Genomic DNA, 25,222 nt, shown 5'->3' with positions numbered 1-25,222 from the left:
ATGAGCACCTCAGTATAGATTGCATGAGACGAGCCGTCCATTCTGGTTTACCTCCCTAACTTCCTGCTTACATTCTTTTATTCTATACTTGCACTGGGAGAAGAAGGGGCAAGGGCTTGGCAGGCTTTCTTCTACAAAATCTTCAATGAACTCCTTTCTCTGAGAAGGATGCCTTGCAGGAACTGTGCCTAAAAGATACTGAGTGTAGGGATGCAGAGGATTCTTGAGCACATCCTTTGATAGACCAAGCTCTACGAGTTTTCCTCTGTATAGAACGCCCACTCTATCAGAAACCTTTTCAACCGCCCTTATATCGTGGGTTATAAGCAGAGTGCTTATACCTTCTTCCTTTAGCTTGAGAAAAAGCTCTAATATGCCTGCCCTATAGCTCATATCAAGGGCTGAGGTAGGCTCATCTGCCACTATGAGCTTGGGTTTTAGGACTATAGCTCGTGCTATGGCTACCCTTTGTCTTTGACCTCCAGAGAGCTCTTCTGGTCTTCTTTCCAGAAAACTCTCCTCAAGCCCTGCCATAAGCAAAGCCTGAAGCACCTTCTCTTTTCTGTCTTTTTCTCCGTGAACGAGCAGTGGCTCTTGCACTATTTCTCCCACTTTCATGCGCGGGTTTAGAGAGCTCCTTGGATCTTGGAAAACCACTGAGACAAGCCTTGTGTATTCTTTTCCCATTTGGAAGGGGTCTTTACCTTCAAAAAGAACTCTTCCCGAGGTTGGTTTTTCAAGTCTAAGAATAACTTTACCAATAGTGCTTTTTCCAGACCCAGACTCTCCCACAAGAGAGAATATCTCTCCATATCCTATCTCAAAGCTTACCTCCTTTACCGCCCAGATAAACCTCTTGGAGAATAGACCAACGGTGAAGACCTTGGAAAGTTTTTCTATACGAAGTAGCTCCTCTTTCATATAGTCCTGGAAAACCTCTGCTCCTTTTTTGTCTTTATATACTGGTCAAAGACCATAGCGATGTTTCTTATCAAAAGCCTACCTTCTGGCAAGACCTTTATACTTCTGTCCTCTATCTTTAAAAGACCATCCCTTTCCATATCCATGAGCTCCTCTAACTCTGAAGAAAAGTGTTCCTCAAACCTTATACCAAAAGACTGGTCTATTTTCTCAAAGTCACAACGGAAATTGCACATAAGCTCCATTATAACCTCACGCCTTATGAAGTCCTCTTCTGTAAGGATGTAGCCTCTCATTATGGGTAGTTTTCCTGAGTCAAGGGCAAGGTAGTAATCTCTTATGGTCTTGTAGTTCTGGAAATATCCCTCATGGAGCATGCCTATAGAGGTTGCACCTATGCCTATTAGGTCTACACCTTTCTTGGTAGTGTAGCCTTGAAAGTTCCTCCAAAGAGTCCCATCTCTTTGGGCTTGAGCCAGCTCGTCTTCGGGTTTAGCAAAGTGGTCCATACCTATAAAGACATAACCTGCCTTTTGGAAAAGGTCTATGGTCATCTCCAATATGGTGAGCTTGTCCTCTGGTGGTGGCAGTGTGGAGGGGTCTATTTTTCTTTGCAAAGGCTTAAGCCAAGGCACGTAGGCGAAGTTGAAGACCGCTGTCCTGTCTGGGTCAAGCTCTATGGTTTGAAGCAGGGTCTTTCTAAACTTTTCTGGTGTTTGGTAAGGCAGTCCATATATGAGGTCTATGTTTATGCTCTTAAAGCCCAAACTTCTTAGGTCTTTCATAACCCTCTGCATAAGTTCGTAGGGTTGTATGCGGTTTATAGCTCTTTGAACCTCTGGGTCAAGGTCCTGAAGTCCCATACTTACACGATTAAAGCCTACCTCTCTGAGGGTTTCCAATTGACCTTCCGAGAGATATCTGGGGTCTATTTCTACACTTATCTCCGCATCCGGTGAAATATTAAAGATCTCTCTTATTTTTCCAAAAAACTCTCTTATCTCCTCGTTGCTTAAAAAGTTTGGAGTGCCACCACCCCAATGGAGTTGAACTACTGGTCTTGAAGTATCAAGGTAGTCCTTTAGCATTTCCATTTCTCTGTAGACATAGTCCAAGTATCTTTTGGTAACATCCTTCCTGTGGGAGATTATCACATTACAACCACAAAACCAGCAGGCACTTTCACAAAAGGGTATATGAAAATACAGAGAAAGGGGTCTTTTAGAGAGATTGCTCTGAAGAAGCATTCTTTTGTAGTCTTCTTCTCTTACTCCTTCGTGAAACTCTGTAGCAGGTGGATAGCTTGTGTATCTTGGACCAGGACGGTCATACTTTTTTATGAGATTTTCGTTAAAAATGGTTTTCATAGGATATAAATATAGTCTCTTTTCAAGAGGGGGCATAGCCCCCAAGAGAATTTACTTTACGTAGTCTGTTGCAGCTCTTCCCACCTCCTTTGCAAGCTCTGCCACACCACCCCTGAATTGGAAAGCCTTATCAAAACCTAAGGCTCTAAGTGCAGTGACTACCGCTGCCGCTCTGTCTCCTGTGTGGCACACCACCACTATTTTCTTGTCCTTTGGAAGTTTGTTTAGGTTTTCTTCTTTGAATAGTTCATGCATGGGTATACGAAGTGTATTTTTCCAAGTGGGTCCTACCACCGCCATCTCTGCAGGAGTTCTTACGTCAAGTATCACAAAGTCTTCGCCCCTTTGTATCATCTGGAGAAGCTGTTGAGTGGTTATTTGGCAGGGTCTTTGTTTGAGAACCTCCGGCGTCATCTGGGAAAACATAGCGTTGAAACGTTTTGCAAGCTCCTTGTCATAAGAAAAGACTGCCCCCACAAGGCTCAAGGCTCCAAAGGTTAAGGCAAGCACTGCTCTTTTCATGGTTCGCATCCTTTTGTGATTTTAGTCATTTATTCAATTATAAGCATGTTCTAATACTCTGTCAATGCTTATCATAAAGGGCTATTAAACTCCAACTATGTTATACTTTTCTGTTGGCAATTCTCAAAGGAGGTAGTCAAGTGGCAAACATAGTAATAACTCCCATGACCTTTAGACCTACCTATGAGCTTGACGCGGAGATAGTAGAGCGTAAGGGAACAGGTCATCCAGATACCATATGCGACTACCTTGCGGAAAACCTTTCAAGAGAACTGTGCTTGTGGTATTTGAGAGAATACGGTGCGGTTATGCATCATAATGTGGATAAGGCACTTCTTGTGGGTGGTGTTGCAAGGGCGGAGTTTGGCGGTGGTGAGGTTATAGAACCCATAGAGATATACCTTGTGGGTAGAGCAATATTAGAAAAAGATGGCAAAAGGCTTGACGTTCATGACCTTGCGGTAGAAAGTGCAAAAAGATGGTTAAGGGAAAACATAAAGAACTTGGATGTGGAAAGGCATGTGGTTATACATACAAAAATAAAGCCTGGAAGTAGAGATTTAGTGGAGCTTTTTGAAAGATTTCAGAAAAAAGGTGAAGTGCCACTGGCAAACGATACTTCTTTTGGCGTAGGTTATGCACCCCTTGATAGCTTAGAAAGAGCGGTCTTTGAAGCGGAAAGGTTTTTAAACTCAGAGGAGATAAAAAAAGAACATCCAGAGATAGGAGAAGACATAAAGGTTATGGGTGTGCGTATAAGGGACAAGTTTAGGCTTACTATAGCCCTCGCCTTTGTGGGTAAGTATATAAAGGACATCCAAGACTATTTCCAAAAGAAGGAAGAAATACGCAAAAAGGTCAAAGAAAGGGTAGAAGCGGTCATATCCAAAGAGGTGGACATCTTTATAAACACTGCAGACAGCAAGGAAAACAACTCCGTTTACATTACGGTCACTGGCACATCCGCAGAGCAAGGAGACGATGGTCAGGTGGGTCGTGGCAATAGGGTAAATGGTCTGATAACTCCTTACAGACCCATGAGCCTTGAGGCAGCAGCAGGTAAAAACCCAATCTCTCACATAGGCAAGATATACAACAGAGTTGCAAACCTCATAGCCCAAAGAGTTGTAAAGGAAGTGGAAGAAGTAGAAGAAGCCTACTGCTATATAGTCTCACAAATAGGAAAACCTATAAACGAACCTCAGGTCTTGGACGTGAGCGTAAGAACCAAGAAAGACCTCAAAAGCCTTGAAGAGCTTGTGAGGAAAATAGCACAAGAAGAGCTTGATAAGATGCCTGAAGTTTGGAAAGGCTTTGTGGAGGGTCTATATCCAGTAGCCTGATTAATATCATAAACTTTTGAAATAAAAAGGCAAAGATGGTAGAATAAAAACATGGAATACGTAGGCATTTTGCTGTTTTTCTTTATCGCCTTGTTTATAGGGCTTGCCTTTAGCTTTCTCAATGACCTACTTGGTCCAAAGACAAAGGAAAAGATGGAAGGCTATCCCTACGAGTGTGGTGTTCCTCTGTATGACCCAGAGGCAAGAGGAGTTTTTAAGCAAGGTTATTATCTGTTAGGTATTTCTCTTATTCTTTTTGACATTGAGGTAGCCTTTCTCTTTCCATGGGTAGTTGTCTTTGAAGAGGTAGGTCTTTATGGACTTGTGGGGGCATTGCTGTTTATCTTTATTCTTACCCTTGGTCTTGCTTACGAGTGGAAGAAGGGGGCTCTCAAGTGGCAGTTTTAGACAAAAAGGATAATTTTTAAGAGGCTATGGCTATTTTGCCTTATGAGGTTTACAAGGTTATAGAGGAAGAGGTTGGAAAGGAAAAAGCAGAGAGAATTGGCAAAGCCATTGAGGAAGCCTTAAACGCTATAGAAAAAAGGGCATTGGAACAAAAACCTATCTTAAAAGCTGAGATAAAGGAGGAACTAACTAAAGAGCTTGCAACAAAGGCAGATATTGCGGAGACTAAGGCGGAGATAGAAAAAGTCAGGGCAGAGGTAGAAAAAGTTAGAGCTGAAGTAAAAGTGCTTGAGGTAAAGTTTACTGCGGAGCTAAGGCTTATCAAGTTATGGCTTATTATTCTCACAGTGCTTGTAGCGGTCTTTAATAGAGACGCTTTGGGCTTAATTTTAGAGATAATAAGACTTTTAAAGTAAGGAGGTTTGAGATGGCTATGCTTAATTCTAACGGCTTTGTTTTGACAACGGTGGATGAGCTACTAAGTTGGGGCAGACGCAATGCCTTGTGGCCGCTTACCATAGGACTTGCCTGTTGTGCTATAGAGATGATGCACGCTGCGGCCTCAAGATTTGACCTTGATAGGCTTGGTGTCATATTCAGGGCCTCTCCAAGGCAGGCAGACCTTCTTATAGTGGCTGGCACTGTGGTTAACAAGGTAGCACCCATGCTAAAGCTCCTTTGGGAACAGATGCCAGACCCTAAGTGGTGTATAACCATGGGAGGCTGTGCTTCTGCAGGTGGTCCTTTTCCTACCTACTCAACACTGCAGGGCATGGATAGAATAATACCTGTGGATGTTTATATACCCGGTTGTCCTCCGCATCCTCAAGGGCTTCTCTATGGCATCCTACAACTTCAGAAAAAGATAAAGGAAAAGGGCGTCAAGAAATATGACAAAGCCTTTGAAGAGTTTAAAAAGGACATAGAGCGTCAAGGACTTGTTCCAAGAGAAATAACTGTATGAGGGTGAAAAATGCCTTGGATGAACAAAGCGGTAGCGGACAGAGTAAAGTTTGAGTTTAAGGATGTGGAGATAGAGTTTACAAAACACACAACCAACCTGCATGTCAAGCAAGAAAGGCTCATAGACCTGCTAAGGCACCTGAAAGAGAAAGAAGGCTACAAGCTGTTTATAGACCATACATGTATAGACTTTCCTGATAAGAAGGAGAGGTTTCAAGGTATATATATACTCTACAACCCAGATACTAATGAAAGGGTCATAGTCAAAACCTGGGCAAGGGATGGAAAACTTCCATCTCTTAGTGGGCTATGGCAGTGTGCCAAATGGGCAGAGAGAGAATCTTATGACATGTTCGGTGTGGCCTACGAGGGGCATGAAAACCTCAGAAGGATGTTTATGTGGGAGGGCTACCCATACTTCCCTCTTAGAAAAGATTTTCCTCTACAGGGTATTCCAGAGGTGGAGCTTCCCTCTTTAACTGAGCTATACGCAGGGAGGACAGAGCCACCAAGCCATGACTATGAGCTTATGCACACAAGGGTGGCAACCCTTGAAGACCTTGAAAGAACAGAAAAGTCAAGGCTTCAAAAGAAGGCACAGCTTGTGCTAAACTGGGGACCACTGCACCCTGGGACCCACGGCACCATATGGTTTTTATTTGACTTAGATGGCGAAAAAGTAGTCCAGTCAGACGTCATTCTTGGACAGCTCCACAGAGGAATGGAAAAGATAGCAGAGAACGTATATTACTTCCAATTCTTGCCTTACACAGACCGTATGGATTACATTTCCGCCATTTGCAACGAGCTTTCTTACGTGACCGCAGTGGAAAAATTGCTGGGTGTGGAAGTGCCAGAAAAGGCTCGCTACATAAGGACTATGTTTGCAGAGCTTCAGAGGATAAACTCTCATCTGCTGTGGCTTGGCACTGGTGCCCTTGACCTTGGAGCGTTGACTGTTTTCCTATACGCTTTCAGAGAAAGGGAAAAGATAATGGATATTATAGAGGGAAACGCTGGCTTTAGGCTAACCTCTGCCTTTTTGAGGATAGGAGGGGTTCACTACGACCTTGCGGAAGGCACTTTGGAGGTGGTAAAAGCCTTTATAAAAGACTTTCCCAACAGGCTTAAGGAGTATCACAACCTGCTTACAAGAAATCGCATATGGCTAAGAAGGACAAAGGACATTGGTGTTATAAGTAGGGAAGATGTATTTAATTACGGTCTTACTGGTCCTGTAGCCAGAGGTTCTGGGGTGCCTTACGATATAAGGAAACTTGAACCCTATGCTGCTTATGATGAGGTGGAGTTTGATATTCCTGTAGGTGAGGTGGGGGATGTCTACGACAGGTATTTGGTGCGTATGGAGGAGATGGTGCAAAGCCTAAGAATAATAGAGCAGTGCGTGGCAAAGCTGGAAAAACTTCCCAAGTCCGCACCTTATGTAAACAAGGAGCATCCAGCGGTAATGGCACCTAAGGAGTATGTCTTTATGGACCTTGAGGACATGGTAAAGAACTTCCGTATAGTAGTGCATGGAGAGTCCGCACCACCGGGAGAGGTATACTCCAGTGGAGAAAACCCAAGGGGAGAACTTGGCTTTTACATATACTCCACGGGAGGCTCAAAACCCTACAGACTAAGGATTAGGTCGGGAGCTCTCTATAACCTCTCCATATTCCCAAAGCTCATACAGGATGGGACAATTGCAGATGCCATAGCCCTATTGGGAAGCCTTGACCCAGTGGTGGGAGAAACAGATAGATGACTACCAAAGACCTACTTACCTACAAAGACCTAAAGGATTTGCCAAAGGAAGGCAGATACGAAGTGGTAGAAGGGAGGCTAATAGAAATGTCTCCAGCAGGAGGTTGGCACTCAAGGGCAGTAGCAAAGATAACAGAAAGGTTAATAAGGTCTCTTGAAGACACTAAGAAGGGCTATGTGCTTGCAGGAGAGCTTGGACTTCTCATAAAGAAAGAGCCGTTGACCTTGAGAGCTTCCGATATAGCCTTCTATTCAAAGGAAAAGTTAAGCCACATTCCAAAGGGCTTTTTACACGAGCCGCCAGACCTTGTGGTAGAGGTGATAGCAGAAGAGACCTCAATGGAATACTTTGAGGAAAAGTTGAGAGACTACATAAACTTTGGAGTAGGCAGGATGGTTTTTGTAGACCTCATTAAAAGGCTTGTCTTGGTGGTGGACGAAGAAAGAAGGATTAGCGTCCACTCCTTTGAGGAAGAGGTGGAAGTTTACAAGGGAGTTAAGTGGAAATTTTCAGAAATTTTGGAGGTAGTGTGATGGAGTTGTGGCTTTCTCTTTTGATAACTCTCATTAAAATCCTTGTGGTTCTTGGTGTTTTCCTTGGAGTAGGTGCATATCTTACGTGGTTTGAGAGAAAGTTGGCAGGACATATTCAAGCTCGCATGGGTCCAAAATTAGTAGGTCCTTTTGGGCTTTTGCAACCCTTGGCGGACGGCATAAAACTTTTAACAAAGGAGTCCGTTATTCCTCAAAATGCGGACAAGCCAGTGTATTACTTAGCGGTAGTTATGGCGGTAGCTCCTGCCATACTTCTTTTCTCTGTTATACCCTTTGGTCCTGAGTTTACCCTTTTTGGTTATCAGATAAAACCTATAATAGCGGATGTAAACATAGCTTTACTTCTGGTTTTTGCTTTTGGTTCTCTGGCGGTATACGGAACCATATTCTCTGGATGGGCTTCTAACTCCAAGTATGCCTTTCTTGGCTCTCTTAGGAAGGCTTCGGTGATAATAAGCTACGAAGTGGTGCTTGGTTTTTCTGTGCTTGGTGTTATTCTCCTCGCTGGCACTATGAGCACCACAGGCATAGTGCAGGCTCAGATAGAAAGGGGCGTATGGTTTATAGTCTACCAACCAGTTGCCTTTATTCTATACCTTTTCTGTATGCTTGCGGAGTCTGGAAGAGTTCCATTTGACATCCAAGAGGCAGAGGCGGAGCTCGTTACAGGCTATAACGTGGAGTATGGCGGTATGAGGTTTGGAGTGTTTCCATTGGCGGAGTGGTATCTAAACGTTATGGCACTGTCTGCTATAGCGGTGGTGCTCTTCTTTGGTGGATGGTCAGGACCGTATATCTTTGGACCCTTGTCTCCTTACCTTTGGTTTCTCATAAAGATGTTTGCCCTTGTCTTTTTTGTGCTGTGGCTACACTGGACACTGCCAAGGTTTCAAGCAAAGGACATAACTGAGATAGGCTGGAAGATAATGCTACCCATATCCATAGTGAACGTGGTTTTGACTGCAGTGTTAGCTTATATTCTATAGTTATGGAAAAACTTGAAGAAAGAGTTGAAAGACTTGAGAGGCTCGCTGAATACTTTATAGAGGAGATGGCTGACTTCAAAAAATGGGTGGTGAGGTTTCTGTCTGAATACAAGAGGGAGGTGGATAGGCAAATAAGGGAATATAAGGAGGACACAAATAAAAAAATAGAGGAATATCGCAAAGAAAACAACAAACGCTGGGGCGAGCTTGTCAACAAGTTGGGAACAATCGTGGAAGACATCATATATCCAGCCTTTAGACCTGTGATAAGGAAATATTTTGGCTGTGAGCTAGAGAAAACCTTTATGAGGCTTGAATACACAAATCGTCAAAAGGGCATATACGAAGAGTTTGATGCGGTGGCAGTGTGTGAGGACAAGGTGTTTTTACTTGAGGTAAAGTCCACTCCAAGGGAAAAGCATATAGAGGAGTTTAAGGAGAAAGCCAATAGGTTTTTGCAATACTTTCCTGAGTTTGCGGGTAAGAGACTAATCCTTATAATGGCAAGCCTTAGCTTTAATGAGGACTTTATCAAGCAATTGTCTAAGGCTAACATATATGCTATGGCTTACAGAGAATGGGAGTATATGGATATTCTTAACTTTGAGGAGGTGAAAGATGCTTAGGAGCGATAAGGTTAAGAAGGGGATAGAGAGGTCGCCTCATAGGGCACTTCTCAGAGCCTGTGGGTTATCTGATGAGGATTTTGACAAGCCTCTTATTGGCATAGCCAATTCATACATAGATATCATACCGGGACATGTGCATTTGAGGGAGTTCGTTCAGCCCATAAAGGATGAGGTTCGCAAAGCAGGTGGTGTTCCTATAGAGTTCAATGTGATAGGTGTGGACGATGGTATAGCTATGGGACATTACGGTATGCATTATTCTTTACCCTCAAGGGAGCTCATTGCGGACTCCATTGAAACGGTAGTTGAAGCTCATCAGCTTGATGCTCTCATATGCATCCCCAACTGTGACAAGATAGTCCCCGGTATGCTCATGGCGGTTGCAAGGCTAAACATTCCTGCCATTTTCATAAGCGGTGGTCCCATGCTGGCAGGGGAGGTAAACGGGAAGAAAGTAGACCTCATAAGCGTCTTTGAAGGCATAGGACAGCTTCAGGCGGGTAAGATTACGGAGAGAGAACTAAGGGTTATAGAGGAACATGCCTGTCCCACCTGTGGAAGTTGTTCTGGTATGTTTACCGCAAACTCTATGAACTGTATTACGGAAGTCTTAGGTTTGGCTCTGCCCGGCAATGGCACCATTCCTGCGGTAGACCCAAGGAGAGAGGTTCTTGCTCGCAATGCCGCAAGACAGATAATGGAGCTACTCAAGAGAGATATAAGACCAAGAGACCTGCTAACACAAGAGACCTTTGACAATGCCTTTGCAGTGGACATAGCCATGGGTGGTTCTTCCAATACCATACTGCACCTTTTGGCTATAGCCCGTGAGGCAGGTGTTGAATACGACCTCGCACGGATAAACGAAATATCAAGAAGAACACCCAATATATGCAAAATATCACCTGCGTCTCATTACCACATACAAGACCTTGACAATGTGGGTGGAATGCCCGCCATACTCAAGGAGCTTATAAGAGGTGGGCATCTACCCTATCCAGATAGACCAACGGTGAGCCTCAAAACCCTTAGAGAAATAGCCCAAGAAGCACCCGATGCGGACGGTGAAGTCATAAGGAGAGTAGAAGAGCCATACTCCAAAGAAGGTGGTATAGCCATACTCTTTGGAAACCTTGCACCAGAAGGTGCTGTGGTAAAGACCGCAGGAGTTGACCCTAACATGTTGGTCTTTAGAGGCAAAGCCATATGCTTTGATTCAGAAGAGGAAGCCATAGAAGGTATACTTGGAGGTAAGGTAAAACCCGGTCATGTGGTGGTCATACGCTACGAAGGACCAAAGGGCGGACCTGGTATGAGAGAGATGCTTTCACCCACCTCTGCCATAATGGGTATGGGTTTGGGAGACAAGGTAGCCCTAATTACTGACGGCAGGTTCTCCGGTGGCACAAGGGGAGCATGTGTAGGACACATTGCACCCGAGGCAGCCTCTGGTGGACCCATCGGTGTAGTACGAGAGGGTGATGAAATACTTATAGACATTCCTAACAGAAGACTTGAACTTCTTATTACAGAGGAGGAACTCAGAAGAAGGCTTGAAAACTTCGTGCCTAAACAAAAGGAGATAAGGAGTTCATGGCTCAGAAGGTATGTGAAGGTTGTCTCCTCCGCTTCAAAGGGTGCTATCCTTGAGGCATGATATAATTTAGGGCATGAAGCCTATTCTTGATCTACTGCCCTTTTTGCTTTTTCTGGTAGTGGTTTTTGCCAGCATAGTGGGTGGGGACATATTTAAGTTCATAGGAGGTTTAGCCATGGGTTTTTCACCCCTTATTGTGATAGTAATAGCATTGGTAGTTTTCATTGCTGTGGCGGTAAAGATAGTTCCAGAGTATCAAAGGGCGGTCATCTTTAGGCTTGGAAGGGTGATAGGAGCAAAGGGACCTGGTCTTTTTATACTTATACCCATAATTGACAAAATGGTAAAGGTAGACCTCAGAACCGTCACCATGGATGTGCCTACTCAGGACATAATTACCAGAGATAATGTGTCTGTTAGCGTGGATGCAGTGGTCTATTTTAGAGTGGTTGACCCTGTAAAGGCTATAGTCCAAGTTGAAAACTACCTATACGCTACCTCTCAGATAGCACAAACTACTTTAAGAAGCGTGTGTGGTGCTGCAGAGCTTGACGAACTACTTTCTGAAAGAGAAAAGCTAAACCTTCAACTTCAGGAAATTATTGACAGACAAACAGACCCCTGGGGTGTAAAGGTGGTAGCAGTTGAACTAAAGAAAATAGACCTACCAGAAGAGCTTCGCAGAGCCATGGCAAGACAGGCAGAGGCGGAAAGGGAAAGAAGGGCAAAGATAATCGCAGCAGAGGCAGAATATCAAGCAGCACAAAAGCTGGCAGAGGCGGCACAAATACTTGCAACCCAGCCTATAGCTATCCAGCTTAGATACCTTGAGACCATACAAAATGTAGCCACAAAGCCAGGCAATACAGTTCTTGTGCCAATACCTACAGAGCTTTTTAGAGTTTTCTTCGGTGAAAACAAGATACAAGGTCAGGGTTAACAGGGCTGGAGTTATATTTATAGGTATAACCATATTTTTGGGCGTGGCAGCTGTAAATACCGCCAACAATCTACTATATCTGGTAGTATCTTACATGCTTTCCTTTATGCTACTTTCTGGTGTTTTGTCTCTTTACAACCTAAGAGGGCTTGAAGTAGTTTTGATACCTCCAGAAGAGGTTTATGTAGGTTCAAAAACCGGGCTTAGGACTTTAATTAAAAACACAAAAAGATTTCCTGCCTTTCTTATATATATAAGGATAAGAGAAGATAGTCATGTGTTTCCTCTTATACTTGGAGGTAAAGAGGTAGAGGGTAGGGTCTCTACAACCTTTGAAAAGAGAGGGCATTACTCAACTATAAGCCTTGAGATAAGCTCCTCTTTCCCTGTGGGGCTTTTTGAGAGGTTTTATAATGTAGATATTCCCATAAATCTTGTGGTGTTTCCACATCCTATGGAAGTTGTGGAAAGGTCTCTGAATATTTTCCCAAGACAAAGGGGACAAGCAAACATTTTGAGCAGAAAGCGTGGTTATGAAGAACTATACGGAGTTAGAGAATATTCCAACGAACCTCTAAAACTTATCCATTGGAAGCTATCAGCCAAAACAGGCAGTTTATACGTAAAGGAAATGGTGGAAGAGTCCGCACCACCTGTGATCCTCAGCCTGGATATGGTGGAAGGAACCTTAGAAGAGCGGATATCAAAACTTGCATACTTGGTGATAAGGTTTACTTCAGAAGGAAGACCAGTAGGACTAAAGCTAACAGACAGGACTATTGAACCCTCAACAGGTGTCTCCCACAAAAGAAGATTGCTGACTGAGTTAGCCCTCCTGTAGAAGTGCCTTTGGGTATGAGCCGAGGACTTTGACCATCTGAGACCTCTCTTGCAAAAGTTCCAGAGCCTTTTTTACATTTTCCTCTTCCGCATGTCCCTCCAAGTCCACAAAAAACACATAATCCCAAACCTTTTTTCTTGATGGTCTTGAGACTATCTTTGTAAGGTTGACACTATGCCGGTAAAAACTCTCCAAAGCCTTATAGAGAGCCCCAGCCTCATCCCTTATGGCAAATATCAGGCTCGTTTTGTCTTTTCCAGTTGGTTTCATCCACCTCTTACCTATAACCAAAAACCTTGTGTAATTGTTAGGGTTGTCTTGTATATTTTCCGCAAGTATGTTAAGGTGGTAGGTGTATGCAGCAACCTCGCTGGCTATAGCCCCCGCATCCTCAAGCTCCATAACAAGCTCACAGGCTTTGGCGGTGCTTTCAGTTTCTACAAGGCTTGCGGTTGGAAGATTTTTCTTAAGCCACTCTTTACACTGTGCAAGGGCATGTCTGTGGGAATAAATGGTCCTTATATCCTCCAAACTGCTCGCAGTGGAGAGTAAGTTGAGCTTGATAGGTATTACTACCTCACCTACTATCTTAAGGTCAGATTCCAAAAACATGTCAAGAGTATAATTGACAACACCTTCAGTGGTGTTCTCCACTGGAACCACACCGTAGTCAACCCTACCTGTTTCAACCTCTTTAAAGACATCACCTATTGTGCTTACTGGCACATAATGAGCGGAAAAGCCAAAGTATTCAAGTGCAGCTTGGTGTGTAAAGGTGGCTTTCGGTCCCAGATAGGCTATCTTAAGCTCCTTTTCAAGCGATAGGCAGGCTGAGATTATCTCTCTATATATATGGACTACCGCTTCAGTAGGAAACTCCTCTCCGTAAAGTTCCCTATTTAGCCTTATGATACGGTTTATTATTTCTCTTTCTCTTTCTGGTGCGTGAACCTCAAGCCCCATATCCTTTTTTATCTCGCCCGCCCTTTTGGCGAGCTTTGCCCTCTGATTAAGAAGCCGTAAAATTTCCTCGTCAATGGTATCTATCTCTTTTCTTAGCTCCCTAAGGTCATCCATTACTTACCTGTCAAGTGCAAAGGCTTAAATTCCTGATTGGTGGAATGCCTTAGAGAATATAAGCCTTTCTCTTTTACTTTCCAATACTTTCTACGCTTTCTGTAAACTTCCCTGAGGTACTCCTTTAACATGAGGCTTGGATACTTGCCCTTTGCTATCTTATGAAGATGCCACCACCATTTTTCTATGGGTTGGCTGTCGTCATCTTGCATGGGTTCATCAGACCCATCAAGAACCTCAAGGAACCGATGCACATTCTGGAAGAGCTTTCTGTCTGCTTTTTTCACATAGACGCTTTCTTCAAGCCCCTCTTGGTAGACCTTCTCCCTCAGCTTGATTATTAGGTCTGGGTATCCCACACCGTAGTTAAAGAGCAGTTCAACCTCCGCAAAGTAAACATAATCTGTGTCAAGTTTCCTTCTAAGTTCACCCATAATGGGTAAATTATATATCATGAGGAAAATCATTGTAGTGGGAAGTGGAGTAATAGGTTTGAGCTGTGCCTTGCTTTTTGCATCTGAGGGCTACAGAGTTCAGGTCATAACCAGAAACCCAGAAGAAGCTACCTCTTGGACCGCTGGAGGGATGTTAGCACCTTTCTCCGAAGGCTTAGAGGGTGAGCTTTTTGACTTCTCTTACCAGAGCCTTAAGGTATATCCAGATTTTATAAGGTTTTTGAGTGATGTATCCAAGCAGAGGGTTGGCTTTTGGCAAGAGGGTATATACAGGGTGGTATTAGAAGGAGAGGAGGAACTTCTCAAAGTGGCAGAAAGATACAAAAGGGCAGGCTATGGTGTTGAACTTTTACAGAAGGGGGAGGAGTTGTCAAAGGATGTTATATCCCTCATACACTATACAGAAGAGGCGTGGGTGGACGCAGAGATGCTAATGGATGCTTTGCTTTTTGCTATGAATAGGCTTGGTGTGGACTATGTGGTGGACGAGATTACTAAGGTGACAAAAAAGGGAGATGAGATAGAAGGCATAAAAGGTCTCAAGTCTGAATACAGGGGTGATTTCTACATCTTTGCCTTAGGTTCTTGGACGAGGGAGCTCTTTGACCTTCCTGTTTATCCAATAAAGGGGCAGGGGCTTAAACTCAAGGGGGCAAACCTCCCAAGGGTTCACTACTCTTCCATTTCTTACCTTATACCGAGAGAAAGATACCTCTATGTAGGTGCCACTTCTGAAGATGTGGGTTTTATGAGCGGAAACACCCTTGAGGGCTTAAAGCAACTTTCAGAAGGTGCTATACGCATTGTTCCTACCTTATCTAAGGCTACATTAATGAATACCCTTTACGGCTACAGACCTGCAACACCTGATGAAAAGCCTATCTTTCAATTTGGAGAAAACTACTTTGTAGCCACAGGACACTATAGAAACGGCATACTCCACGCACCTATTACCGCAAGGATTGTAAAAGAATACGTAGAGGGACAGAGGTCTCCCTTCGTTGACCTTTTCTCACACAAGAGGTTTTCTTAACCAAATCTTAACAGCTCCTTAACGGTTTCTTAACAACCCCCACCTAAGATATTAACCAAAACCACCGTAGGAGGTTTCAACATGGCTGAGTATTTTGGTGATGTGCTATCAAGAGCTATGAGTAGAAGAAGTGTCTTGAAGTCTGCTATCTTTGGTGGTGCTGGGCTTACCCTGCTTGCCTGTGGTGGCGGTGGCGTCAGTGCAAGCCCTCAACCCCTTACCTTCAGAACCATCTATCCCAACACCGAAGATAAAATAACTATCCCAGAGGGCTTTAACCACAATGTGGTAATAAGGTGGGGAGATGCACTGGATATTGGTTCAAACCTTGACTGGAACAAGATAAGAAGCCAAGGAGTAGACTCAAACGATGTGGAGCGTCAGAAGAAGTGCTTTGGATATAACTGCGACTTTGTGGGTTTTTTGAGAACTCAAGATGGCAAAAGCCTACTTGTAGTAAACCACGAATACTGCAATCCAGAACTTATGTTTCCTGTTCCATTCCTGTCTAGAAATGCACCAAGTCAAGGAAGACCTACCGAAGAGGAATCTCGGTTTATGCTTGAAGCCCATGGTCTTTCTGTGGTGGAAATAAGAAAAAGACAAGATGGAAGCTGGGAGTATGTAAAGAATTCTCTTTACAACAGAAGAATAACAGGCTCTACTAAATGCGAAATAACAGGGCCTGCAAGAGGTCATAGGCTTATGAGAACTTACTACGATTCAGAGGGAACTTTTGTGTATGGCACGCTTAACAACTGTGCTGCGGGCAAAACTCCTTGGGGCACTGTGCTAACCTGTGAAGAGAACTTCCATAGTTATTTTGGAGGTAATAGGAATAACATACCTGATGACTTAGTGAGGTCTATACATCAAAGATATGGTGTGCCGGGTAGCTTCGCACCCTACTACGGCTTCATGAACCTAAAAGGTGAGTCAGGTAAAAGTAAGTTTAATATAAACGACGAGCCTAACGAAGCCTTCAGGTTTGGCTGGGTGGTGGAAGTAGACCCCATGGACCCCAATAGCACACCCAAGAAGAGGACAGCTCTCGGAAGGCTCAAGCATGAAGCAGCTACATATGCCATAGCACCAGACGGTAGGGTAGTGGTCTATATGGGCGACGATGAAAGGTTTGAGTATGTATACAAATTTATTACAAAGGGCAAATACAACCCTAACAACAGGCAGGCAAACATGGACCTTCTTGACGAGGGAGAGCTGTATGTAGCAAAGTTTAAGGACGACCTTACTGGAGAGTGGATACTCATAGCCAAATGCGAAAAAAAGCCAGATGGCACTTATGCTATAACACCCAATCCAAACCTTCCTGAACCTTTTAAGAGCGACCCAGTCCTTTGTTTCATAAATACCAGAGGTGCAGCAGATGCTCTGGGAGTTACAAAAATGGACAGACCCGAAGATATAGAATGGAATCCGTTGACAAAAAGCGCGTGGGTAGCCCTAACTTACAATGAAAGAAGGGGAGCAAGTGGACAACCAGGAACTGACAGAGCTAACCCCAGACCGAACAACGTAATGGGTCATATAGTAGAGATAAAAGAGGCAAATGGTAATCCCGCGTCAACCACCTTCACATGGCAAATACCAATATTGTGTGGTGATCCTAACGCTTCTGACCAGAACAATAAATTGATAATTTACGGTCAACTCGCAAGCTCCTCAACGCCTGCTATTTCTGCACCAGACAACTTTGTGATAGATAGGCTCGGAAACGTATGGATAGCCACGGATGGCAATCCAAGCTCCTCAAGGCTCAGGAAGAATGATGGAGTCTACGTGCTCAATCCCTTTACTAAGGAATTTAAAATGTTCCTCTCTGGAGTGCCTGGCTGTGAAATATGCGGACCTGAGTTTTCGGATGATTGGAAGACCTTTTTCTGTGCTATACAGCACCCGGGAGAGACAGATACGAATGAACCAAATAGTAGATGGCCTTATGGAGATAACGTGCAGGTGCCAAGACCCTCTGTAATAGCGGTCTGGAGAACGGACGGTAGAGATATATTTGCATAAAGTCTAATAGGGTCCCCCCACGGGGACCTTTTCCTACGCTTTATCTTTACACGCATTCATTCATTGATAAAAGTATCTAAACTCCCCATGCCTTGCCTCCCTCCCCCCTTTTAATTTTCTATGATAAAAACCATCACTTTTTGGCTATTTTGCTTATAATATTTACCCACTATTTTTAGGAGGCAAGCATGAAGGTGAAGGTGGTTCAAAAGGAAGACTTTCACTTTGTAGGCACAGGCGAGTCTGGCAGAGAAGTGCCTATAGACGCAGCAGGCTATGTGGGTGGTAAGGGCAGGGGTATAAGACCTCCAGAGCTTCTCTTTCATTCCATAGCGGGTTGTGTGGGTATACACCTCTACGAAGCCTTACACAAAGAGGGTAAGCATACAGAACACATAGAGATAGAAACGGATGCAGAGAGAATAACAGAGGGTTATCCAAAGGTATTCACAAAAATATATCTCTTTGTGAAGGTAAAAGGCGAAGTCTCTGAAGAGGATGTGAAAAAAGCCCTTGACAAAACCATATACGACCCTGGCACCTGCTCCATAGCCTACATGATAAACAAGGTAGCACCTATTGAGTATAGGGTAGAGGTGATAAGGTGAGGCTACTCTTAGTTTTTGTTTTCATGGTGGGTTTTGTCCTTGCGAGGGAAGTGCCTTTTACTCTGGAAGATAGAGAACGAATCATAAGGCTGGAAGAGGGTCAGAAAGCTATTATTCAGAGGATAGAGGATACAAACAAAAGGATAGATGATGTGATAAGCATAATGCTTTGGGGTTTTGGAGTTTTGTTTGCAGGTATGATGACGCTTATAGGTTTTGTTTTATGGGATAGAAGGACTGCACTTGCTCCCGCTATAAGAAAGGCAAAGGAGGGTCTTTTATGAAACCTATAAAAAGACCTATGGAGGATAAGCATGTTTAACAAGGTGCTCGTTGCCAATAGGGGCGAGATAGCCTGCAGGGTTATAAGGGCATGCAAGGAGCTTGGCATAAGGACCGTTGCCATATACAACGAGATAGAGTCCACCGCAAGGCATGTGAAGATGGCAGATGAAGCCTACATGATAGGGGTAAACCCCTTAGACACATACCTTAATGCGGAACGCATAGTAGACCTTGCTTTGGAAGTGGGTGCGGATGCCATCCATCCGGGCTATGGCTTTTTGGCGGAAAACGAACACTTTGCAAGGCTCTGTGAGGAAAAGGGAATAAACTTTATAGGTCCTCATTGGAAGGTTATAGAGCTTATGGGAGACAAAGCGAGGTCTAAGGAAATAGCCAAAAAGGCAGGACTTCCCACTGTACCTGGAAGTGATGGTATTCTAAAGGATGAGCAAGAAGCCAAACAAATAGCGAGAGAAATAGGCTACCCTGTGCTTTTGAAGGCTTCCGCAGGTGGTGGTGGAAGAGGCATAAGGATATGTAGGAACGAGGAGGAACTGCTGAAAAACTACGAAAGCGCCTATAACGAAGCTCTGAAAGCCTTTGGTAGAGGTGACCTGCTCCTTGAAAAATACATAGAAAACCCACACCACATAGAGTTTCAGGTGCTTGGGGACAAATATGGTAATGTGATACACCTTGGCGAAAGAGACTGCTCCATTCAGAGGAGAAACCAAAAGCTGGTGGAAATAGCCCCCTCATTACTTCTCACACCAGGCAAAAGGGCATACTACGGAGAACTGGTAGCTCAAGCAGCGAAGGAGATAGGATACTACAGCGCAGGCACCATGGAGTTTGTAGCGGACGAGAAGGGAAACATATATTTCATTGAGATGAACACGCGTATTCAAGTGGAGCATCCAGTCACGGAGATGATAACGGGTGTGGACATAGTAAAGTGGCAGCTTAGAATCGCTGCTGGCGAGCCTCTAAGATATAAACAGGAAGACATAAAGTTTAACGGCTACTCCATAGAGGTGAGGATAAACGCAGAAGACCCCAAAAAGAACTTTGCACCAAGCATAGGAACTATAGAAAGGTATTATGCACCCGGTGGCTTTGGTATAAGAGTAGAACACGCAGCGTCAAGGGGCTATGAGATAAGCCCTTACTATGACTCTATGATAGCCAAGCTCATAGTCTGGGCTCCTCAGTGGGAGGTTGCGGTAGACCGTATGAAGGCAGCTTTGGAAACCTACGAGATTACTGGCATAAAGACCACCATACCCTTGCTTATAGAGATAATGAAGGACCCAGACTTTAGGGCTGGTAAGTTTAACACCAAGTATTTGGAAACCCATCCTCATCTCTTTGAGTATGAGGAGGTAAGAAACAAGGAGGACTTTGTAGCCTTTATATCTGCGGCGATAGCCGCATATCATGGACTATAAAAGGAGGTAAGGCATGCAAGTTGTGGAGATAATGGAGGAAATTCAAGCACAGCTCAAGGAAATGGAGAGGTCTGGCTTTAAGAAAAAGATACTTATCACAGACCTCACGCCCAGGGATGGTCAGCAGTGCAAACTTGCCACCCGTGTAAGAACCGATGACCTTCTACCTCTGTGTGAGAAGTTAGACAAGGTAGGTTTTTATGCGGTTGAGGTCTGGGGTGGTGCCACCTACGACGTGTGTCTTAGGTATCTCAAAGAAGACCCCTGGGAGAGGCTAAGGCGTATAAAGGAGGTTATGCCCAACACCAAACTTCAGATGCTCTTTAGGGGTCAGAACATTGTAGGATACAGACCCAAGTCTGACAAGCTGGTTTACAAGTTTGTAGAAAGGTCTATAGCTAACGGTATAACTGTTTTTAGGGTCTTTGATGCTCTTAATGACAACAGGAACATCCAAACTGCGGTAAAGGCTATAAAGGAGCTTGGTGGAGAAGCCCATGCGGAGATAAGCTATACAAGAAGCCCCGTGCATACCATAGACAAGTGGGTAGAGTATGCCCTTGAGATAGCGGAGATGGGAGCGGACTGGCTGTCCTTCAAGGACGCCACTGGTATTATTATGCCCCTTGAAACCTACACCATAATAAAGAGGATAAAGGAAGCCACAGGCGGTAAACTGCCTGTGCTTTTACACAACCACGACATGAGCGGAACAGCCATAGTAAACCACATGATGGCCATACTTGCTGGTGTGGACATGGTGGATACGGTGCTTTCACCTTTGGCTTTTGGTTCTTCTCACCCTGCTACAGAGTCCGTGGTGGCTATGCTTGAAGGCACACCCTTTGACACAGGTCTTGACCTTAAGAAGATAGAAGAGTGTGCGGAGATTACCAAGCAGATACGCAAGAAATACAAGAAATACGAGACCGAGTATGCGGGGGTGAACGCCAAGGTGCTTATTCACAAGATACCGGGCGGGATGATATCTAACATGGTTGCCCAGCTAATAGAAGCAAACGCCATAGATAAGATAGAAGAAGCCCTTGAGGAAGTGCCCAACGTGGAAAGGGACCTGGGCTATCCACCACTTCTAACACCCTCTTCTCAGATAGTGGGTGTGCAGGCGGTGCTTAATGTGATATCTGGCGAGAGATACAAGGTGATAACCAAAGAGGTCAGGGACTATGTGGAGGGCAAATACGGAAAGCCCCCAGGTCCTATCTCAAAGGAGCTGGCGGAAAAGATACTGGGACCTGGAAAAGAACCAGACTTTTCTGTGCGTGCTGCAGACCTTGCGGACCCCAACGACTGGGACAAGGCCTATGAAGAGACAAGGTCTCTCCTTGGAAAGGAACCCACTGACGAGGAGGTGCTACTGTATGCTCTCTTCCCAATGCAGGCAAAGGATTTCTTTGTGGCAAGAGAGAAGGGAGAGCTCCGTGCAGAACCCTTGGAGGAGCTGGCGGAAGCTACCGAGGTAAAACCGGGCACCGTGCCTGGCGCAGCACCTGTGGAGTTTGAGGTCATATACCACGGAGAGAAGTTCAAAGTAAAAGTAGAGGGAGTAAGTGCCCACGCAGAGCCTGGTAAGCCAAGAAAATACTATGTAAGGGTGGACGGAAGGCTGGAAGAAGTTCAGCTCACACCACAGCTTGAAGCCATACCCTCTGGCGGTGTTCCTCAGGCAGTAGCTCAGGCGGAGGAAAAGGGTATACCAAAGGCCACACAGCCCGGAGATGCTACCGCACCCATGCCGGGAAGGGTGGTGCGAGTGCTTGTCCAGGAGGGTCAGCCTGTGAGCGAGGGTCAAACGGTTGCCATTGTAGAAGCCATGAAGATGGAAAACGAGATACACGCCCCAATTACCGGCGTGGTCAAAAAGGTCTTCGTAAAGCCTGGCGACAACGTGACCCCAGATGACGCTCTCTTGAGGATAGAACCCGTCAAGCCAGAAGGCGACACCTACGGCTGAAAAAAAGGGGGCGTATGCCCCCACCTGTCTTATAATAATTACTATGCTAAAAGAAGGAGACCCTGCGGTAGACTTTTGTCTTGAGGGCATCGACGAGGAGGGAAAAGAAGGTAAGTTTTGTCTAAAGGACCTACTCTCCTTACCCCTTATACTTTACTTCTATCCTAAGGATGACACGCCAGGTTGCACCCAAGAAGCTTGCGACTTTAGGGACAACCTAAATAGCCTGAGGTCAAAGGGCTTTAGGGTCGTTGGCGTAAGCCCAGACAGCCTACAATCCCATAAGAAGTTTAAAGAAAAGTATGGGCTTAACTTTATCCTGCTAAGCGATCCTCAGAAGGAGGTCCTCAGGGCTTACGGAGCCTATGGCAAGAAAAAGATGTATGGGAAAGAGACAGAGGGAGTAATTAGGAGCACCTTCGTGATATCTCCAGAGGGGAAGATACTAAAAGCCTTTTATAATGTCAAGGCAAAAGGTCATGTGGAAAGCCTGCTTAGAGAACTTGACATAACCACTTGACAGGTTGTATAATGGTAGTTTGTATAATCCATGAAGGAGGTAGCTAAAATGAGGAAGTTCATAGCACTTGGAGTTGCAAGCCTTGCACTCCTGGCAGCATCCTGCCAGCAAAAACCCGCAGAACAACCTGCACAACCCGCGCAGGAACAACCTGCACAACCCGCTCAGCCAGCACAACCTGCTGAGCAACAGCGGCAACAGCCTGCTGGAGAACAACAGCAACAACAGCCTGCTGGAGAGCAACAGCAACAACAACAGCAACCTGCTGGAGAGCAGAAGAAATAAGATTGCGCGGGGGCTTTGCCCCCTCCTTTAAACTTTTTGCTGAGGAGAAAGGTCTATGTATGCGATTATAGAGACTGGTGGGAAACAGTATAAGGTTGAGAAAGGGACTAAGCTAAGGATAGAAAAACTGCCCAGCGATGTTGGTGCAGTTCTTGAGTTTTCCCCTTTGCTTTTGAGAAGAGAGGATGGTTCTATAGAGTTTGGCAAGGGTAAAGTCCTTGCTGAAGTTTTGTCTCACGGAAAGCATAAAAAGGTTATAGTGTTTAAGTTTAGGGCAAAGAAAAACTATAAGCGTTGGAGAGGGCACAGACAGCCCTATACGGAGATACTTATAAAGGACATACAGGAGGTTTAACATGGCATCCAAAGCAAGCGGTGGCTCAACGAGAAATGGTAGAGATAGTCATTCCAAAAGGCTGGGCGTAAAAAGGCATGATGGTCAGATAGTCAAGGCAGGAAACATAATAATAAGACAGAGAGGGACAAAGGTTTATCCCGGCGTAAATGTGGGAATGGGTTCGGACTTTACCCTCTTTGCTTTGATAGATGGTGTGGTGAAGTTTGAAAACAGGAGAAATAAAAAGGTAGTAAGCGTCTTGCCCCTTGAGACCGCTAAAGCCTGAGCCTTTTGTCTGTTTCTTTGTAGTCAACTAAGTCTTTTATGACCTGTGCGAATTCTCTTATTTCTTTTTGAGCTCCCTCGTGGGTTCTTAAGGTGATGAAGTTATCCAGGGCTACTCTTGGCACTGTCCAATAAAACCTTGTCTTCATAAACTGGGGTAGAATACCCCTTGCCAGTTCTTTGGCAACCTCCTTTTCCGTCATAGCCTTGTATAGGTCTTGTAGGTCTTGCACATACCAGTTTATCTTTTTCAGAAAAATAGAGTTCCATGGCTCTTCTATTGGCTCTTCAATTGATGCCTGCTTGTTTCTCTTTGCCTGCTTTCTAAGATAGCGAGGAATGTAAAAGTCCGGCTCGTAGCTCACATACCTTCTGCTAACTTCGTTATATGAGCCAAACCTATGCCTGTGCCACTGACGGGCAACAAAGAGCGGGCATTCCACTACAAAGGTATAGTAGTCCATATCTGTTCCAAGCTCAAGACTATCGACCAGGCCAAGCCAGCCGGAGGAAGTTTCTATCTTATCCTTCACGTAGGCGTGGTCTGTAGAGTAGTCTTGTGGTTCTTGACCGAATATTATTGCAGTGGTAGCAGGTAGTTTTTCCTTTAGGGACTCTTTTACTTCTGATGTGAAGAGCTCCATGGCGTTTATGTAGTTCCTTAGGTTGAGCCATATGTATCCTTTAGAATAGTAAACTTGCACCGCAGGGCTTGGCAGGTTTTTAAGGATTTCAAGCCAAAGCTCTTTATCAGCTTCAAAGGCTATTATTACATGCTCAAAGGGTGAGGCATGTTTGTGCTGGAAGAGATATTTTATAAGCCTTGTGTCCCTTTCCTTGTCAACCTCTTTGTCCTTTGCAAAAGATACACGAGCACAGCGGACTATTCTTTGGTCAGAGCCCATTATGTGGACTTTCATAAGACCTCCAGTAGTTTTTTCACACCACTGCTTGCTGGTTCTTTTATTATAACATCTGCAATGGGAGAGACAGGTGTGCTTTCTGGGTTTATCTCTATAACCTTTGCACCATGTTCCTTTGCAAGGTATGGAAGCTCACCCGCAGGATACACCACTGCGGAAGTTCCAATAACCACAAACACATCGCAACTCCTTGCCCACCTTATGGCAAGCTCTAAGGCATCCTCAGGCAAAGCCTCACCAAACCAGACCACATCTGGTCTAATAAGCCCACCACATTCCTTGCAGGCAGGTGGAAGCTGTGCGTAGCTTACAGAATAGTCATAGTAAACCGCACCACAGGAGAGGCATTTGACCCTCCATATATTCCCATGAAGCTCCACAAGTCTTTTTGAACCAGCCCTTTGGTGAAGTCCATCCACGTTTTGGGTAATAAGCAGGAAGTCTTCGCAGTATTTTCTCTCAAGCTCCACAAGTGCAATATGCCCAGCGTTAGGCTCCGCTTTTGCTATTACGCCCCTTCTCCAAAGATACCACTCCCACACTAAGGCTGGGTTTCTTCTAAAAGCCTGGGGAGTGGCAAGCTCTTCTGGTCTGTAGCTTTTCCAAAGACCACCTTGCCCCCTAAAGGTGGGAACACCACTCTCTGCGGATATGCCAGCACCAGTGAGGACTGCCAACTTCATGGGTAATTAGTTTATAGCTTTTTGGATGTGTAGTTTCAACTCCACACGGTGGATTAGCAACTTGTTGCGAGTTTACTTAATAAGCTCTGCGTTCCAGAAGTTTCAACTCCACACGGTGGATTAGCAACGTATGGAAGCTTGCAGTCAAAGACGGTGAAATAAAACGTTTCAACTCCACACGGTGGATTAGCAACAGAAGGGAAAAACATAGCAACCCTCATCCTCAATCAAGTTTCAACTCCACACGGTGGATTAGCAACTATTGGCTTTTCCTCATTATAGGCATTGGATACCTACCGTTTCAACTCCACACGGTGGATTAGCAACTTTAGATAAAGCTGACCCACGTTTCGTGAATGCCATGGTTTCAACTCCACACGGTGGATTAGCAACTTGATGCGATAGGCGAGGAAAAGTATAATGAACTTAGTT

28 protein-coding genes and 1 CRISPR repeat array (1 of these 29 running past the window's edge) are annotated in these 25,222 nt (G+C 44.7%); of the genes, 21 read left to right on the top strand and 7 right to left on the bottom strand.

Going from position 1 to position 25,222, the window contains the following annotated elements:
- Positions 1-9: 9 nt before the first annotated feature.
- Genes G3M65_RS09475 through G3M65_RS09465 form a run of 3 tightly spaced genes read right to left on the bottom strand, consistent with a single transcriptional unit; the run spans position 10 to position 2,819 of the window.
- Complete coding sequence (locus G3M65_RS09475; RefSeq protein ID WP_173834328.1) at positions 10-921, bottom strand: oligopeptide/dipeptide ABC transporter ATP-binding protein; 912 nt, start codon at positions 919-921, stop codon at positions 10-12.
- Positions 918-2,288: an oxygen-independent coproporphyrinogen III oxidase gene (gene hemN / locus G3M65_RS09470; RefSeq protein WP_173834327.1), complete on the bottom strand. Its 1,371-nt coding sequence runs from the start codon at positions 2,286-2,288 to the stop codon at positions 918-920. The genes G3M65_RS09475 and hemN overlap by 4 nt, the downstream gene beginning before the upstream one ends.
- A 51-nt stretch (positions 2,289-2,339) precedes the next feature.
- Positions 2,340-2,819 (bottom strand): rhodanese-like domain-containing protein, encoded by a 480-nt coding sequence (locus G3M65_RS09465; protein WP_217422971.1) that lies wholly within the window; start codon positions 2,817-2,819, stop codon positions 2,340-2,342.
- Between the two features lie 131 nt (positions 2,820-2,950).
- Here G3M65_RS09465 and G3M65_RS09460 point away from each other — a divergent pair, with 131 nt between their 5' ends.
- The 11 genes from G3M65_RS09460 to G3M65_RS09410 are packed head-to-tail and all read left to right on the top strand — an operon-like array spanning position 2,951 to position 12,839.
- Positions 2,951-4,153, top strand: coding sequence for a methionine adenosyltransferase (locus G3M65_RS09460; protein WP_173834326.1), 1,203 nt, complete (start codon positions 2,951-2,953; stop codon positions 4,151-4,153).
- 51 nt (positions 4,154-4,204) lie between these two features.
- Positions 4,205-4,561 (top strand): NADH-quinone oxidoreductase subunit A, encoded by a 357-nt coding sequence (locus G3M65_RS09455; RefSeq protein WP_071212165.1) that lies wholly within the window; start codon positions 4,205-4,207, stop codon positions 4,559-4,561.
- A gap of 26 nt (positions 4,562-4,587) precedes the next feature.
- Positions 4,588-4,977 carry a hypothetical protein gene (locus G3M65_RS09450; RefSeq protein WP_173834325.1) on the top strand — a complete coding sequence of 130 codons (390 nt, stop codon included), beginning with the start codon at positions 4,588-4,590 and terminating at the stop codon, positions 4,975-4,977.
- Between the two features lie 11 nt (positions 4,978-4,988).
- Entirely contained in the window at positions 4,989-5,525 is a 537-nt protein-coding gene (locus G3M65_RS09445; RefSeq protein WP_173834324.1) for a NuoB/complex I 20 kDa subunit family protein, read from the top strand.
- Between the two features lie 9 nt (positions 5,526-5,534).
- Positions 5,535-7,292, top strand: coding sequence for an NADH dehydrogenase (quinone) subunit D (gene nuoD, locus G3M65_RS09440; RefSeq protein WP_173834323.1), 1,758 nt, complete (start codon positions 5,535-5,537; stop codon positions 7,290-7,292).
- Positions 7,289-7,825: a Uma2 family endonuclease gene (locus G3M65_RS09435; protein ID WP_173834322.1), complete on the top strand. Its 537-nt coding sequence runs from the start codon at positions 7,289-7,291 to the stop codon at positions 7,823-7,825. The genes nuoD and G3M65_RS09435 overlap by 4 nt, the downstream gene beginning before the upstream one ends.
- Positions 7,825-8,832, top strand: coding sequence for an NADH-quinone oxidoreductase subunit NuoH (gene nuoH / locus G3M65_RS09430; RefSeq protein WP_173834321.1), 1,008 nt, complete (start codon positions 7,825-7,827; stop codon positions 8,830-8,832). The genes G3M65_RS09435 and nuoH overlap by 1 nt, the downstream gene beginning before the upstream one ends.
- A gap of 2 nt (positions 8,833-8,834) precedes the next feature.
- On the top strand, positions 8,835-9,458 hold the full coding sequence (locus G3M65_RS09425; protein WP_173834320.1) for a hypothetical protein: 624 nt from the start codon (positions 8,835-8,837) through the stop codon (positions 9,456-9,458).
- Entirely contained in the window at positions 9,451-11,118 is a 1,668-nt protein-coding gene (ilvD, locus tag G3M65_RS09420; protein WP_173834319.1) for a dihydroxy-acid dehydratase, read from the top strand. The genes G3M65_RS09425 and ilvD overlap by 8 nt, the downstream gene beginning before the upstream one ends.
- A 13-nt stretch (positions 11,119-11,131) precedes the next feature.
- Positions 11,132-11,998 (top strand): slipin family protein, encoded by an 867-nt coding sequence (locus tag G3M65_RS09415; RefSeq protein WP_173834318.1) that lies wholly within the window; start codon positions 11,132-11,134, stop codon positions 11,996-11,998.
- Positions 11,970-12,839: a DUF58 domain-containing protein gene (locus G3M65_RS09410; protein ID WP_173834317.1), complete on the top strand. Its 870-nt coding sequence runs from the start codon at positions 11,970-11,972 to the stop codon at positions 12,837-12,839. Before G3M65_RS09415 ends, G3M65_RS09410 begins: the two co-directional genes overlap by 29 nt.
- On the opposite strand, the gene pheA is transcribed toward G3M65_RS09410, so the two are convergent.
- Both pheA and G3M65_RS09400 read right to left on the bottom strand, forming a co-directional pair.
- Complete coding sequence (pheA, locus tag G3M65_RS09405) at positions 12,825-13,916, bottom strand: prephenate dehydratase (RefSeq protein ID WP_173834316.1); 1,092 nt, start codon at positions 13,914-13,916, stop codon at positions 12,825-12,827. The two genes, G3M65_RS09410 and pheA, sit on opposite strands and share 15 nt — an antisense overlap.
- Positions 13,916-14,350 (bottom strand): hypothetical protein, encoded by a 435-nt coding sequence (locus G3M65_RS09400; RefSeq protein ID WP_173834315.1) that lies wholly within the window; start codon positions 14,348-14,350, stop codon positions 13,916-13,918. The genes pheA and G3M65_RS09400 overlap by 1 nt, the downstream gene beginning before the upstream one ends.
- 19 nt (positions 14,351-14,369) lie before the next feature.
- On the opposite strand from G3M65_RS09400, the gene thiO reads away from it, so the two are divergent.
- The 10 genes from thiO (at position 14,370) to rpmA (ending at position 23,185) form a co-directional block, all read left to right on the top strand.
- Positions 14,370-15,404 carry a glycine oxidase ThiO gene (gene thiO / locus G3M65_RS09395; RefSeq protein ID WP_173834314.1) on the top strand — a complete coding sequence of 345 codons (1,035 nt, stop codon included), beginning with the start codon at positions 14,370-14,372 and terminating at the stop codon, positions 15,402-15,404.
- A gap of 81 nt (positions 15,405-15,485) precedes the next feature.
- Positions 15,486-17,441, top strand: coding sequence for a PhoX family protein (locus G3M65_RS09390; protein WP_173834313.1), 1,956 nt, complete (start codon positions 15,486-15,488; stop codon positions 17,439-17,441).
- Positions 17,442-17,629: 188 nt separating this feature from the next.
- On the top strand, positions 17,630-18,049 hold the full coding sequence (locus G3M65_RS09385; RefSeq protein ID WP_173834312.1) for an OsmC family protein: 420 nt from the start codon (positions 17,630-17,632) through the stop codon (positions 18,047-18,049).
- On the top strand, positions 18,046-18,333 hold the full coding sequence (locus tag G3M65_RS09380) for a hypothetical protein (RefSeq protein WP_173834311.1): 288 nt from the start codon (positions 18,046-18,048) through the stop codon (positions 18,331-18,333). The genes G3M65_RS09385 and G3M65_RS09380 overlap by 4 nt, the downstream gene beginning before the upstream one ends.
- A gap of 30 nt (positions 18,334-18,363) precedes the next feature.
- Positions 18,364-19,782, top strand: a complete 1,419-nt coding sequence (gene accC, locus G3M65_RS09375; protein WP_173834310.1) for an acetyl-CoA carboxylase biotin carboxylase subunit — start codon at positions 18,364-18,366, stop codon at positions 19,780-19,782.
- A gap of 13 nt (positions 19,783-19,795) precedes the next feature.
- Positions 19,796-21,757 carry a 2-oxoglutarate carboxylase large subunit gene (gene cfiA, locus G3M65_RS09370; protein ID WP_173834309.1) on the top strand — a complete coding sequence of 654 codons (1,962 nt, stop codon included), beginning with the start codon at positions 19,796-19,798 and terminating at the stop codon, positions 21,755-21,757.
- Positions 21,758-21,800: 43 nt separating this feature from the next.
- Complete coding sequence (locus tag G3M65_RS09365) at positions 21,801-22,277, top strand: peroxiredoxin (protein WP_173834308.1); 477 nt, start codon at positions 21,801-21,803, stop codon at positions 22,275-22,277.
- A gap of 67 nt (positions 22,278-22,344) precedes the next feature.
- Entirely contained in the window at positions 22,345-22,593 is a 249-nt protein-coding gene (locus G3M65_RS09360) for a hypothetical protein (protein ID WP_173834307.1), read from the top strand.
- Between the two features lie 24 nt (positions 22,594-22,617).
- Positions 22,618-22,917: a 50S ribosomal protein L21 gene (gene rplU / locus G3M65_RS09355; protein ID WP_173834306.1), complete on the top strand. Its 300-nt coding sequence runs from the start codon at positions 22,618-22,620 to the stop codon at positions 22,915-22,917.
- Between the two features lies 1 nt (position 22,918).
- Positions 22,919-23,185, top strand: coding sequence for a 50S ribosomal protein L27 (gene rpmA, locus G3M65_RS09350; RefSeq protein WP_173834305.1), 267 nt, complete (start codon positions 22,919-22,921; stop codon positions 23,183-23,185).
- Here rpmA and thyX read toward each other — a convergent pair.
- Together thyX and G3M65_RS09340 are read right to left on the bottom strand one after the other, a co-directional pair.
- A complete protein-coding gene (gene thyX / locus G3M65_RS09345) occupies positions 23,175-24,104 on the bottom strand; it encodes an FAD-dependent thymidylate synthase (RefSeq protein ID WP_173834304.1) in 930 nt (309 codons plus the stop codon). The genes rpmA and thyX overlap by 11 nt on opposite strands.
- The gene (locus G3M65_RS09340) at positions 24,101-24,790 is read right to left on the bottom strand and encodes an SIR2 family NAD-dependent protein deacylase (protein ID WP_173834303.1); all 690 of its coding nucleotides are present in this window, start codon (positions 24,788-24,790) and stop codon (positions 24,101-24,103) included. Before G3M65_RS09340 ends, thyX begins: the two co-directional genes overlap by 4 nt.
- Positions 24,791-24,822: 32 nt before the next feature.
- A CRISPR array of direct repeats spans positions 24,823-25,222; the repeat unit is 29 nt; unit sequence GTTTCAACTCCACACGGTGGATTAGCAAC; it runs 157 nt beyond the window's last position.

Origin of the sequence: Hydrogenobacter sp. T-8 (assembly GCF_011006175.1) — a bacterium.
Taxonomy (GTDB): Bacteria; Aquificota; Aquificia; order Aquificales; family Aquificaceae; genus Pampinifervens; species Pampinifervens florentissimum.
This window is presented reverse-complemented; position numbering and strand designations above follow the sequence as displayed.